At 35.1% G+C, this 13,774-nt stretch carries 13 protein-coding genes and 2 pseudogenes; 4 read left to right on the top strand and 11 right to left on the bottom strand.

All coding sequences use genetic code 11. The features are described from left to right. From QVB70_RS09435 to QVB70_RS09405, 7 genes and pseudogenes are all read right to left on the bottom strand, one after another. Positions 1-302, bottom strand: a pseudogene (locus QVB70_RS09435) (hypothetical protein); the annotation flags it as partial. A 25-nt stretch (positions 303-327) separates the two neighbouring features. Continuing rightward, positions 328-1,104, bottom strand: coding sequence for an ABC transporter ATP-binding protein (locus QVB70_RS09430; protein WP_287585483.1), 777 nt, complete (start codon positions 1,102-1,104; stop codon positions 328-330). A gap of 90 nt (positions 1,105-1,194) precedes the next feature. Next, positions 1,195-1,911 (bottom strand): hypothetical protein, encoded by a 717-nt coding sequence (locus tag QVB70_RS09425; protein WP_287585482.1) that lies wholly within the window; start codon positions 1,909-1,911, stop codon positions 1,195-1,197. Between the two features lie 225 nt (positions 1,912-2,136). Further along, positions 2,137-2,379, bottom strand: coding sequence for a hypothetical protein (locus QVB70_RS09420; protein WP_287585481.1), 243 nt, complete (start codon positions 2,377-2,379; stop codon positions 2,137-2,139). A 263-nt stretch (positions 2,380-2,642) separates the two neighbouring features. Continuing rightward, positions 2,643-3,467: a hypothetical protein gene (locus QVB70_RS09415; RefSeq protein ID WP_287585480.1), complete on the bottom strand. Its 825-nt coding sequence runs from the start codon at positions 3,465-3,467 to the stop codon at positions 2,643-2,645. Positions 3,468-3,592: 125 nt separating this feature from the next. Further along, positions 3,593-4,951, bottom strand: a complete 1,359-nt coding sequence (locus tag QVB70_RS09410; protein ID WP_287585479.1) for an Nre family DNA repair protein — start codon at positions 4,949-4,951, stop codon at positions 3,593-3,595. 121 nt (positions 4,952-5,072) lie between these two features. After that, a complete protein-coding gene (locus tag QVB70_RS09405) occupies positions 5,073-5,666 on the bottom strand; it encodes a hypothetical protein (RefSeq protein ID WP_287585478.1) in 594 nt (197 codons plus the stop codon). Between the two features lie 313 nt (positions 5,667-5,979). Here QVB70_RS09405 and QVB70_RS09400 point away from each other — a divergent pair, with 313 nt between their 5' ends. Continuing rightward, positions 5,980-6,801, top strand: coding sequence for a radical SAM protein (locus QVB70_RS09400; protein WP_287585477.1), 822 nt, complete (start codon positions 5,980-5,982; stop codon positions 6,799-6,801). Between the two features lie 134 nt (positions 6,802-6,935). After that, complete coding sequence (locus QVB70_RS09395; RefSeq protein WP_287585476.1) at positions 6,936-7,847, top strand: PfkB family carbohydrate kinase; 912 nt, start codon at positions 6,936-6,938, stop codon at positions 7,845-7,847. 233 nt (positions 7,848-8,080) lie between these two features. Here the strand turns inward: QVB70_RS09395 and QVB70_RS09390 are convergent, their stop codons facing one another. Continuing rightward, positions 8,081-8,236: a hypothetical protein gene (locus tag QVB70_RS09390; protein ID WP_287585475.1), complete on the bottom strand. Its 156-nt coding sequence runs from the start codon at positions 8,234-8,236 to the stop codon at positions 8,081-8,083. A gap of 273 nt (positions 8,237-8,509) precedes the next feature. Between QVB70_RS09390 and QVB70_RS09385 the strand changes: the two genes are divergently transcribed. Further along, positions 8,510-10,552 carry a hypothetical protein gene (locus QVB70_RS09385; protein WP_287585474.1) on the top strand — a complete coding sequence of 681 codons (2,043 nt, stop codon included), beginning with the start codon at positions 8,510-8,512 and terminating at the stop codon, positions 10,550-10,552. 202 nt (positions 10,553-10,754) lie between these two features. Then, positions 10,755-11,120 (top strand): hypothetical protein, encoded by a 366-nt coding sequence (locus tag QVB70_RS09380; RefSeq protein ID WP_287585473.1) that lies wholly within the window; start codon positions 10,755-10,757, stop codon positions 11,118-11,120. Positions 11,121-11,274: 154 nt separating this feature from the next. Here the strand turns inward: QVB70_RS09380 and QVB70_RS09375 are convergent, their stop codons facing one another. From QVB70_RS09375 to QVB70_RS09365, 3 genes and pseudogenes are all read right to left on the bottom strand, one after another. Beyond that, complete coding sequence (locus tag QVB70_RS09375) at positions 11,275-12,423, bottom strand: helix-hairpin-helix domain-containing protein (RefSeq protein ID WP_287585472.1); 1,149 nt, start codon at positions 12,421-12,423, stop codon at positions 11,275-11,277. Positions 12,424-12,765: 342 nt separating this feature from the next. After that, positions 12,766-13,194 (bottom strand): SRPBCC domain-containing protein, encoded by a 429-nt coding sequence (locus tag QVB70_RS09370; RefSeq protein WP_287585471.1) that lies wholly within the window; start codon positions 13,192-13,194, stop codon positions 12,766-12,768. Positions 13,195-13,433: 239 nt separating this feature from the next. Beyond that, a pseudogene (locus QVB70_RS09365) lies at positions 13,434-13,774 on the bottom strand (ABC transporter ATP-binding protein); the annotation flags it as partial.

The following is a 13,774-nucleotide window of genomic DNA, read 5'->3' as shown; positions in this document are numbered from 1 at the left end:
TCTTCATTAAAGGGTTCACCATCAACTCGACTGACTTCGAAATCTACGTTGCCTCCCAGAAGTTCAACCACGTTGTAAACAATTTGATACGTATTATCACTAGCTATGTTAAATGCTACATACAAACTGACAGAGGCCATCACTCCTACCACAGTGAGAAAATTACGAGTCTTTCTTCGCCCTAGGTTGCGAAATGCCATCTTAACTAAGCGCTTATCTTTCCAAAGAAGAAACACGAGTATAACAATAATCACGGGAATGACTAATACGATCACATTTGCTCCTAAGATTCCTAGTTGCATAAAATACCCCCTTCATTTAGTATACTCATCTAGAATCACTGATATACCCGGTGAAACCTTTGTAGGCTCTCAGTTCCTCATTGGTAATGGATAGTATTTCATGCACTGTCGGCTTATCTGATGCAATTTGCCCATCAACTATTCGAATGAGTCTATCACAATGTTCTGCAATGTTGGGATCGTGAGTGATAACAATGAATGTCACGCCCATGTTTTTGTTTAAGTCATGCATCAATTCCAAAATCTCATCACCGGTGCGTGTATCGACATCACCTGTAGGTTCATCTGCCAATACAATTGATGGTTTGTTCGCAAGTGCGCGTGCAATGGACACCCGCTGTCGTTGTCCACCGCTGAGTTCATCTGGTCGGTGATGCATTCGATCAGCGAGCCCAACCATTTCTAAAAGTTCTTTAGCCCGTTTCTTTCCTTGTTTTTCTGAAATCCCATTTACCATCATTGGTAATTCCACATTTTCAAACGCACTCAGTACGGGAACAAGATTATAAAATTGAAAGATAAAACCAATCTCCTGCGCTCTCAGTTCAGTTAAGGTTCCATCCGACATTTCTGAAATGTCCTGCCCATTAATGTAGACTTTTCCTGAGGTAGGATTATCTAGACCACCTATCATGTTTAGTAACGTTGATTTCCCACTTCCTGAAGGTCCCATGATAACGATGAATTCTCCCTTTTTCACCTTCATGTTGATTTCTCTCAAAGCGGGAACTGTTATTTCTCCTAAATAATATTCTTTGTTTAAATTGACTGCCTCTACTACTATATCATCCTTTTCAGCCAATTTTATGCCTCCATACATTAAATTCGTTACTTCAGAAAAAAAATTGAAAAAAAATGGGGAAGAATTGTTTGTCAAATTCACTGCAACAATCTAAGCCAAAACAAGCCAAGCGATACCTGCTAATGAAAACCCATAGGCAACAGTCATCAGGATACCTAGAATGCTAGCTAATACAAAGGCAAATGTATTCGACATAATTGAGACTCCAGTGGTAACACCGGTTATTTCTCTGAATGCTAGGATATTATTGATCACGACAAGAATGAAAATAATTCCGCCACCGATCAAGAAGATTGCAGCTGCTCCAATTTCAGCTCCCGCCACTGCAGCATACATTGTAGCTACAACGACAAAGGGTGCAAAGAATAACGGAACAAAAGCAAACGCTGAGCTCCTTAATACTTGCTTTATCTGAAGTTCTTTAACTCCCGCAAATCGCGCAATGATCGCTTGTGATATAACCCATATAAGAAATGTGCCTAAGAAAAATACTACCGACGCTGAAATAGCGATTCCGATTCCAGCAGCCCAATGTGCAGGGGTAATATTTCCTTGAATTTGTGCATTAGAGCCGTACATGAGCCAGAGTGGAATCGTTGCAATTCCCACAATGAAAAGAAATGCGATCTCAATTAGAAAAGGCATTATCGCTGACGGAATAGTTGCTTCTGGGTCATCCTTGACTTCATTGTATACACTTTTGTCAAAAGTTAATGCTCGATATGCTCGTTGATACAAAACTTTAAGATTCTCTGCTACTGTTTGAAGTACTGCTTTGGTTTTTTCTGTTGTTGTCATTTCGCTCATCTTTCAACCTCCATAATTTGTGTGATCGTTATCATTTAATCATATAATACGTTTTAATTTTCTAAAACGTACAAAAAATAAATAGGCGCATTAAGTATTTAAAACTTTCGGGAAAATCAAAACTTAAAAGGAGACTGGGTGCGCGCAACAATAATTAAAGCTTGTATCAAGAATGAAAGAGGAAAATTAGAAAATATTTTAGAATATGATTGTATATTTTTTTCCTTAACTATAGATGCTCTTTTCCGCTTCTTTTGTCTTTGTGGGTATATTCTTGCCACATCCACCACAAGGGCTTGCAATAGCACCCATGGTAGAAGCTATGTCCTTTTGCATGAATTTATAGACCAACATAATTTTTTTGAAGACTTCATTGCGTTCACATTTGTCTTCAACGAAGTCGTTTATAATGTTTTGAAGTTCTTTCAACTGTTTTACAAGGTCATCATCATGAGTAGATTCTTCCATTATAGTTCACCTCTTATCAACTTAGCATAGTTCCCATGTTATCATGATTTCTGTGAGTTTTTCAATGAATTAAAACTGTACTTATGCGATATTCGCATGGTTTCCTTATATTTATTTGTTTTGTGACAAAACTCTTTACCTGATGTCATTTAAATATCGCAAATTCCTCTCTGCGCAAAGGATGATTAATTAAGTGACAATTAGGTTAAAAAAGGCCTGTAATTCTTTTCCGCACGAGAGCATTTAGAGTAACGAAACCACTATTAGTTGTCCATCCGTGACTGAATATATTTTGTTATTCCCTCATCGCCTAATTCTTCGATTTGTTTAGTTGCATATTTTGCAACTTCTTTCCATTTTTTTGAAGGTTTCACAGCGCCATGAATACGAAAGTGGGTTAGGTTAGCAATGGTGACTTCTTCATCTTCAGCAAGTTTCATCAAATACTGTAACGGTATTCCAACGATTACGTTTTTGTGATGTTTTAATATATATACTGCATTCTCATTGTCGATCCAAGGAATGAGTTCAATATCAGGGCGGAGGGCTGCCAAACTATGACAGTAAAGTTCCGTTATTTCGCGACTTTCTGAACAAATAAATAGAGGTTTGCCTGAGGCAATAACTTCTAGTAGTATCTCGAATTTACTTTTCATTTGTTTAATGACCTTTGATAGATTCCTTAATTTTTTAATTTCTTTATTTGAATCAGAAATAAATTGTAAAATCTTGTCTGCATTTTCAGTATAGGATTCAAAAAGAGTATTGCTGATTGCACTATCTTTGATATTTTCATAGTGACTCTTAAAATCTAAAGTTAATCGCTTCAAGCCATGTTCCATGACAAAAACGTCATCATCCTTGTCAATAACACCTGCTGTTATTAAATTCTCTCCTGTATTAACAAGAATTATGCGATAATTACCGAAATCAAGCCTTTGAAGTGAAGTCGTTCCAATTTGCTCTCCAAAATTTGAAATCGCACTTAAGAAGCCCGTCACAATTGCTTCATCAGTCTCTAGACTTCCATATTTTCTTGTGAAAAGACAGACCCCATCTGCTTTAAATATGTACACATTATGAAGCAAAAGTATCCCTTCTAAACAGTAATCTCAAAATAGAAAATTGAAAGAATGAGATATAAATTTTGTAGTAAAAGTATACTGTATTTCTTTTCATTAATGATTATATTCCATTCAACTAGACATAAATCTCAAGTAGGAAAGAAATCCGAAATTTTCTTCTGGACTAGTACATCCTTCAAAAGTTGGCTATTATTTATCCAAACATCGAGATCGATGTGTAACCGAGCTCGCACATGATCTAATGCCTCTTTTAGAGTTTCGAATTTTAGAGGTTTTTGTTTCAAAGCGTTTCTGACGTTTTCTCTGACATTCCACACGCCTACAGGCATAATATAGCCCGGTCGAATTTCTCTAAGTATAATAACACTTGCCTGGCGTCTTTCCTTCTCAAGAAGTTCATTAACTGCCAGTCTAGCTGCGTAATAACATCCACCAATTTTTGCATAAGTGGTACGCCCATGATAACCTTCATGGTCGCTAAACATATGTATATTCTGATCTGCAGGATTCCAAATTGTGCCTGGGTACCACGCTTCCATGGTCTCGTATCTCCAGTTCTCAGGAAGAAATAGAATTTGAAAACAGTTATCAAGATAATTAGATTCATAGACACGAAATTCATTAATAGTTGGATTTCGCTTTACGTCCTTCATAAGTTCCTTTGACAGGATTGAGTCGACCGCCGTTATACTCCATCGAGTTGGCACCAACTTCCTTTGACCTTCCAGACCGAATGATCCAACAGAAAAAGCCTTCTGGATCGATGAGACTCTTACGTCGCTGTTGTAAAGATCAACAACAGCATTTGCCGCCTTAAGATCGGTATCATTATAGGCTTTCTCAAGATGACGTTCAGTTTTAATGTTTCCTTCAACTTCTAAATTGTTAATTAATGCAGAAGGACCCATAGGCTGTACTTCAGAACTTAATGTAAAAGTGGAACTAGGTTTTGTTTTTAAGGACAGATCAATGTCTACAGAACGTCCAGCAAGTCCTAAAAGCCGTGTATCATCTAAAATTCGTCCTCCTTCATCAGGCTTCTTGACATTCACACGATACTTCCCTCGCACCAGCTTGAATCGCATATCAACTATATCTTCTATTGATTTGCCAAACCAAAGTTCTGGCACATCTAAAAGACTGGTGTCACCCTGAATAGGAGGAACAAGTGGACCTGCATATACATAAGGATATCCTATTCTCCCAACAAAGACCCCAGGAGGTGAAGCCCCTTCTAAGACCTCTTGATCATAAAGTGGTTTTATTTTCAGATAGGAACGAATTCTAGCAAGAAGTGGACATCTTATTTTGCCACAAAGCATTTTTCCTCCTTTGCAAATACTGCATCTGCTTGAAGAAGTAGCTGTTACTCGAAAATCAGCTATATTAAGATCAGATGCTATTTCAGCAGTATTAACCACTTCGGATAACCAAGGAACCTTCTTTTGAAACCTTTTAACTATCTTTTGTGGGTTTTGTCGAGGCATAATTTAGCACACCAAATCAGGAATGCCCGTTGTCGAGTCTTTTGTGGATAGTATTTTTCCGTAGAATTATAAAATATTGACATTTAAAAACAGTGAGGTAGTAGCAGTTCTTCTTTTCTCTTCACTCTACCCATATTGAACCACAGTTCTCACAACTCAATTGTACTTTATCTAACGAAATTTTGCGGACTTTTATTGGGCCACCACACTTTGAACATTTAATGTCTGCAGTGGGTACCATCTGGGGTTGAATTACGTCTGCAGGGGGTTCCATCTGGGATTGAATGTAAGTATAAATTCTTTCATCGCCTAGGTCTTTGATGTTTTTATTTGCGTATTTTGCGATATCTTTCCATTTCTTAGTAGTGAGCACCTTGCTATGTATTCGTAGAAAAACTAAATTTATGATTGTAAGATTTTCTTCTTCAGAAAGTTTCATCAAATATTGTATTGGAACTCCTGCAACTATATTATTTCTATCTTGTAAGGAAAAGATAGTATTCTCATCCTCCGTCCAAGGGATAATACTTACTCCAGGTCGAAGTTTTGCTAGAGTGTGTACATATAGCTCAGTATCTTTACGAGATTCGGTACATACAATCAATGGTTTTCCAGTGGCAATCACTTCTAAGATTATATCGAATTTATGTTTCATTTGCATGATGACGCGTGTTAGATTTGTTGTATTGTTGATAGTTTGCTTACGGGAAGTCATCGTCATCACTGGATGCAGAAAGTACCTTGACACGAATATATTTTTTAGTTTTATACTTGATATATGGTTATTTAAATTTAGCTATATTTTAGATATTTTGATAAATAAGAATGGACCTCAAACAACACCGATGCATTTCTTATGCCAAAATATCTTTTTGATTCTCAAGTGTTTGACAAGTTTATTTAGGCGCAAAAAATTTTGTTTTTGTCCTTGAAAAACTATCGGTTGCTTACAGAAAAACAGTTATATTTTCTTATAACTTTCTTTAACATGTTAAATTGAAGTTAAATCAATTTTTATGGGTTTTCTAATGTCGCTAATTCAAGAGATTATTGTAAAGTCAGCTTTGGTAAAGAGTCGGATCTATGATGTTGATTATGTGATCAATCCTTACATTGGGTGCACTCACGGTTGTAAGTACTGTTATGCTCGGTTTATGAAACGATATACGAAGCATAAAGAGCCTTGGGGCGAATTTGTAGATATAAAAACCAATATTGCGAATCTTCTTTCTGGGGAACTCGCCCGTAAAAAAGGAAAAGGGCTTATATTGTTGAGTAGTGTGACAGATCCCTATCAGCCCGTTGAGGAAAAATATGAACTCACAAGAAAATGTCTACAACGTTTATTGAGATATGATCGAACAATTTCAATTTTAACAAAATCTGCATTAGTTACACGAGATATCGATCTCTTAAGTCAATTTAGTGAGTGCGAAGTAGGTTTCACGATTACCACTTATAATGATAAGATAAGAGAGGTTTTTGAGCCAGAAGCATCACCAATAGAACAAAGAATTTCTACATTACGGAAACTACACGATCAAGGCATTGCAACTTATGTTTTTCTGGGTCCAATTATTCCAGTTCTAACCGAACAATCATTAAGTCAATTATTAGATGTATTTAGCGAGGGGGTCATCGATCGTCTCTCGATCGATAAACTCAATATAAAGGCAGGAAACTGGCCTCTTATCAGAGATACCTTAAGAGAAAATTTTCCGGAGAAATTAAGCCAGGTGAGCGATTTACTCTTTGATAAGCAAAAAAACAATAATTATTTCACAAATATTAAGAAAACGCTTCTTAGATTTCAATCAGATTTTAATATCCCGTGTGAGTTCTGTTTCTGAAAAATATAAGATCACTTTTAATTAATTTAAAATAAAACGTCCTTTAAAATACATACAAAAAAAGGTATATATATAGGATAGTTTATTCTCGTATTCCCCACCTTTTTACAGGTAGCATTCTTTGGTAGTATAAGATGATAGTTGGAATTGGATCGCTAGCACTGGATACGACCACAACGCCATTCGATACAGTTCAAGAGGTGTTAGGTGGAGCTATAGTGAATTTTTCTCTCGCTTCTAGTCTTTTTGAGGAGACAGGGATTGTTGGAGTTATTGGGACAGATTTCCCAAAGGATTATTATGATATTTTAGACGAGCGTTTAGATCTTCGCGGTTTGAAAATAGAGGAAGGTAAGACGTTTCGGTTTGAATCGACCTATGATTACAGTCTTTGCAAACGTTATAATACAAAAACACACCTTGGAGTTATGGAAGATTTCACCCCCTCACTACCAGAAGCATATAAGGACGCTGAGTTTGTCTATTTAGGAACAAATGAACCCACTCAGAATTTAGAATTGTTGAAGAAAATAAAATCGCCGAGACTTACAGCCTGTGATACCATTGAGTTATGGATTGAAACCATGAAGGATGAAACCCTCGAAGTGATGTCTAAAGTTGATGTTGTTATTTTGAATGATGAAGAAACAAGATTGTTGTGTGGCACTCCTAATCTGTTAAAGGGCGGTAAAACCCTTTTGGAATGGGGAACAAACACAAAACATGTTATTATTAAAAAAGGAGAACATGGGGCATTACTGGTATCAAAAGATGGAATATTTCCCTCATCAGGTTATCCCTTAGAGGAGATTGTAGATCCAACAGGAGCCGGCGACGCTTTTGCTGGAGGCTTTTTAGGACATATTGCACGGAGTACTAAGAACGAAAAAAGTATTTCTATTAATAAGATAAAAGAGGCGATGGCGTACGGACATATAATTGGCAGTTTTGTAGTGGAAGAATTCAGTGTAAAGAAATTATTAGATCTTACTCTGGAGGAAATAGAGCAGCGATATAGCGCGTATAAAGAAATGTGTATGTTTTAAGCAGCAACAGTTTTGGTATATATGAAATATGCGACTAAGAAAACTAAAGATTAAATAAAAAGAAGAAGGGAATTTTTAGTTATCCTCTTCCTTCTCAGACTCTATAAAACTACCGTCTAACATTTCTGCCACGAAATCATGGAATCCAACTCTTTTACGATTTCTCTTTGTGCTGTTTTTTTTAGCCAAGTTTAAGAGCCTCCTTTAGATGTGGAAAGACTAGACAAAAGTCTCTAAAATTTCTTACAGCGGTTTTGTTTACCAGCGTCATCAGAGGTTTTGAACGCTCCTCGCTTACCAAAAATCCAAAGAATGCGTAAGATGATGATACATGATCCATCTCTTATTATTTCACAATCTAAATGAATCTCCAAATTGTTGGAGTTCATGTACCCTCCGACAGATCATATATAACACCAGTTGATTGTTGAGTCTGAATATATAATAAACATACTCAGTTAAAAATTCACAGCTTTACGTACATAAAAGCTAAAAGTGGATTTATAAAAGATGAAAATAAAACTCATTGCGCATATCCTATTTGCACCTAATAAAACGTTGAGTATATACTTTAAGATGTTAAAAATGTAGAAGAAAAACGTTTAAATAACTAAGACGAGTTGCTGTGGCAAAGTAATGATTCTTACTTGATGGACGTGATAGTGATAAGAAAAAGAATTCTCTTTGTAATATGTATTCTTCTTCTTGTTCCATTAGTAATTCCAGAGCCGACTTTAGCAACCTCAGATTCGTTTTATTATTATGAAAATCTTCAAGTAAATCTCTATAGAGACTCAATAAGAATTTCTGCATCCTTTGATAGTAATAGATTGGCAATTTCTGGTTTTGATCCTCAAATAACGTCACTTTATAAAATGCGTGATTTGCATATTTACTTCTCAACTAATCAAGGTGGAAAAGAGGGTGGTGAAGGACTAGGTCCAACATTAGGTTTATGGAGTGAAGTTGCTTATTCATCAATAGAAGATGATGAGGCAAAAGACAGGGCACGAATAATTAACTACTTAATTGAGCAACAATTTGGTGTGGAAGTAGAAATTCATGGAAATACAAAACAATCAGGTGGAACACTGATATTTTCCTCTTTTAATGTAACCAACGTTGACTATTCTGCCGTTCTAAAAACGTTTCAAGAGATTCTTCCAGACACGTCTTTTGGAGCACTATTTACAGAAGAAATGATCCAAACAGCTCGTTTTTCTCAAATACATCTTTTCTTACGACCTAAATCTGATGCGTCTCCTTATTTTCAATCATTTATAGAAATTACATCGTTATTAGATTCCAAAGCGATACCAGTCATTGAGGGGAAACATTTATTCGATTTAGGAGAAGTAATGCAACTAGATGATCAGATTTACAGATATGAACAGTCGGACAAATCAACCATCTCTATTTTCTTTCCAGGTAAAATAGTTGAAGATGAAATTCTTCCAAAATATCCAGGTACGAAAACTGAAAACATCTATAGTTTTTCTTTTCCTGAAAAAATTAAATCAATCTCGTATCTAAAAGCTAATTATACAATGAAGAAGTTTCCAATTCTCAGAGCAACAAAGACTGTCAATCAATATTTGGTAGAATCTAGTGACCAAATTATTGTGGAAACAGTGATAGAAAATGTTGGGATAGATACAGCTTATGATGTCGAAATTGACATCAAGATTCCAGAGGGAGTAAAACTTCATTCTAATTTTACATCAGAGCAATCTTGGAAGAAAATATTGCCTGGAGACAATGTTACATATTCTTATATTCTTAAACTTTCAAAACAAAGAATAGATACTCTAATAAAACCAGATCAAATTACTTATGCAAGCACAAATAAAAGCAACGATCAGACAGAAGAAAGGATATATTCAAATGAAATTTTAGTCTCAACAAGAGAAAATGCGTCCTTGCTTGTTATAACAAAAGAAAGTGAGGCATCGATCATCAGTAACACTACGACAACAATAAGACTGAATGTAAAGAATGTTGGAAACACCGAAATTAAAGATATTGAAATTTCTGAAGATTTATGGTATGGTACTATCGTAAGAACTCCCGAGAATTCAACTACTAGTGGAACTATTTTAAGAACTACACTCCCGAAGCTTACTCCTGGAGAATCTGCTACCATTGAATATGTTGTAGCTATAAAAAATGATGCTGTATCCTTTACTACAATATCTTATGGAGATATATCACTTAAGTCAAATGAAATTTCACTTAAGTTCGATCAGACATTTGCAAACGAGTTAACATGGACGTACCATCTTGAAATTGAGAAAAACGCTTTTCCTTCTACAGTTATGCCAGGACAAACAATATTCATAAATGTCACAATTTACAATTCAGGCATAGAACCAACGCCAACCTTCAATGTTATTGATCGAATTCCAAGTATAATTGGTTCAAAGGACTTGAAATGGGAGAAATTACAATTAGGACCTAGAGAAAGTCTAACACTTAGTTATAAGCTAGAAATACCTTTTAAATACCATGTTGAAGGTTATGATCTACCACCAGTTGAAGTATACAGTAGTAATTACAATGAAATTTATGGAACTTCAAACGTGCTTCACTTAAATCAAAACGTACTTATTCATTCTTGGGTTCTCGCAGGAACTACTATTGCATTTACTGTTGTTCTTGTTGAATTAATTTACATAAGAAAGAAGTATGTTCTCGTTAAAATATAGTTCTTGTCTTAAGCGTCTTCAAAATCACTGATAACGTACTAGCTATATCAGGTTTTCATATAAAATTGATAAAGTTTCGCAAAACAATTTTAGTAACAAATGAAATACATTAATAAGAAGGTGTATATATCTCCTTGGTTAGTACGTCTTTCTCTTTAGGTGAGACCTTCATATTTTGAAAAATATAGCTATGGGGATTCTTATGCCAATTTATGAGACAACAGTAACACTGAAAGGAAAACTAAATGAAGAACTAGATCTCGAAAAGCATACTAAACAGTTAATTAACATTTTAAACAAAGTTCCTGAACTTGAAAACATCTCCACTAAGAATCGGAAATCTTACTACGGCAATTGGACTGAAATTAATGGTAATATCGATATGTTCGGCTCTCTTTCAGGTATATTAAAGAAAATTGAAGAGGGAGCACCTTATAATCTTATAATAAGAACTTCTCGAAATCTTGATGCTGGTAGTTTTGAAGAAGCACAAACAACTGCTTATGAGTGGCTAAAAGAAATAGGGAAACTGCTTGAGAAAGATATGAATTTGAAGATTTCTATTTGATCACCTTTATCTTCCCTGTATCTGTCATTCATTCAAATCTTCGAAAGCGTAGGACCTCTCGGATTTTATAAGTTACTTTTTAGTGACTAACAATACTCTTGAGATAGATCTATTTTCACAAAAGAGTCTTTTAATTAAAAAGCGTTGATATCTATTATTTTTCAGTCCAAAAGCGAATTATTTCCGTTTTTACATCGAAATCTATAATCTTTTTAGTCGTTAAATCAAAAATAATTTGTGAAAATGCATGAGGATATAAATTTGATTTATCCACAAGAGCGTCATATTTTATTTCTTGTGGATTTTGGTCAACTAGGATTTCGCAGACTCTATAATAATATTCATTGACCCCTCGAATTATTCCCACATCGTCTAATCTTTCCATGATTTCATTATGCGAAATTAACTTGGGTTCTGGTTGCTCATTTAACACTGACCCTGTTTCGGAACCAGTCTGATCGGTTGAGACCACTGAACTTGAACTCGATTTTTCTGAAGTATCTATAATTATTACTGCGTTATCGTCCTCTTGATCGAGTGAATTTAATTCTTTTGCATTCGAACGTGCAGTTTCTAAGGTATCGATAGATATTGACCCAGAAGGTGTATTGTCTGACTCAACCATTTCAATTTCTGCAAGATCAAGATCGCTTTTGTAGTCCTTTTCTGCTAAAATATCATTTAATTTCTTATCAATTTTGTGAACCCAATCTTTAAGTGTCTTAGAATCATTCTTTAATTTAGTAATTTCACCCAAATATTTTGCAAGTTCATCATAAAAGAATTCACCATCTTCTTTCATAGTCATTTTAACTTGGTCTAATTTTTCTTTTAAGGGTGATATCATTATTACTTCTGAATATTCTTCCTCTAGTGATTCTAGCTTTACTTTTTCCAATTTTTTCTTTAGTTCTTCTTTAATTTCTCTTCCAAGATGTTTTCGTGCATTTTTGATTAAATCATTAAACGATTTTATTGAAACTTTCATTGTCTTAGATATCTTATCTTCTTTAAGCGCGGCTAATTCTTCAATTGAATTAATATTTAATTTTACTAGTTTTTTAGCGGTTTTTTGACCAATTCCGCGTACTTTCATAAGTTCCTTGCATATTTCTGCATGATCTACCTCTATTAATCCTTTTTCTGGGAGATCCGATATTAATTTTTCCTTTTCTAAATCTGACACCGATTCTTCTACAAAACTTCCTCTTTTGATTTTCTCTAGGACTGGATTAATTACATCTTCTAATTCCGTTTTTGCACGTTTATTTGGCGACTGGGCTTCTTCTCCTTCTCCTTCCATAGATTACATCCTCGATCCATATTTATATCATAGGTGTTATGAAAATCTATCTTAAGCAATACGTCGCAAAACTTGCTAATTAATCTTTTCAAGAAGTATTCATAATACTATAAATCATCAAAAATAGACCTGTTTCAATACGCAAAGTCAAATGTTTTATTCAAACTAAATCTGCAACCCATTCATTTAAAAGTGACTATATAGTTGCGTAGATCAATTTTCCATCCTCATCATCGAAGGTGATGAACCTCTCGGGTTATCTTTCATATACAAGATTCTACTTGAAATATTTTGAAAACCTTATTTTCAGGCAGAATTGATGACAGAATTTTACTAGAATAATTATTTTTCACTTCTCTCTTTTATTGCTCTGTTAAACTCAATAAAGCCGAGTGGAGCCTCATTTGACGGTTTCGCAAGAAATGGCACCAAAATGCCAGTAAACTTTTCACCTTGTATCAATTTTGTAGATTCTTCCCCGACGGGTTCTAGAATAAAATAATGCTCGCCTGCAAATAGGAATCTAGCCCACATTTTGCTCTTCCAACGAAATTCTTCATTGGGATTTGCTTTGACCACTACTGGATTAAAGGTCATGATATCTCTGTTTGGTACTTGTATAGTGACTTCAAGTGTAGAACCAACGGCCAGTTCACCTTCAATCTTGCGCACAAATGGGTTCCATTCTGGATACGATGCAAAATCAACGAGAATCTCCCATACTTTTGCGGGTTTTGCCTTTATTTCTATTTCAGAAAAGATTTCCCTCATTTATTTTGTATCTCCTTTTTTCAGTTAGTTTTTGAAGGATTTTAACTTATGCGGCGGGAAGTCCCCATCCGAAAGGGTGGGGAGGATGTCACTATCATTCTCTTACTTTTTAGAAAATCAGTTGCTTATTTACACTTCTATTGTAGAAATAGGGCACAACGAGGTAACTTTTACATAGCGCTTGCGTCAAGTGCTGTAGTTCCATTTTAATATCTTTAGAAGTCCGTTTTCCAAAACATTTACGATTGCACTAATCCGGAAAGGAATTGTTCTACTGTCATAACATTTGCACAAGATGTCAAATCTATGGCTAAATTTGTAATTTCGGGAACATTCAAATGTGTCTGTTCTAAGATAGCTCTTTTGGAGAAGACTTCAGAAGTGGGACCATCTGCAATAATTTTTCCTTCATGCATGATGATTGTTCGTTTTGCGTGTTCGGCGACCAGTCGCATATTATGAGTTATAACAATAATCGTACGCCCTTTTTCATTAAGTCTATCGAGCAATTCCATGATTTCCTTAGATTGAAGAAAATCTTGGCCAGTAGTCGGTTCGTCGACTATCACTACTTTTGGCT

The organism is Candidatus Borrarchaeum sp. (assembly GCF_019058535.1).
In the GTDB taxonomy this organism is placed as follows: Archaea; Asgardarchaeota; Sifarchaeia; order Borrarchaeales; family Borrarchaeaceae; genus Borrarchaeum; species Borrarchaeum weybense.
Note: the sequence above shows the minus strand (reverse complement) of the source record. Positions and strands in the feature narration are given on the sequence as shown.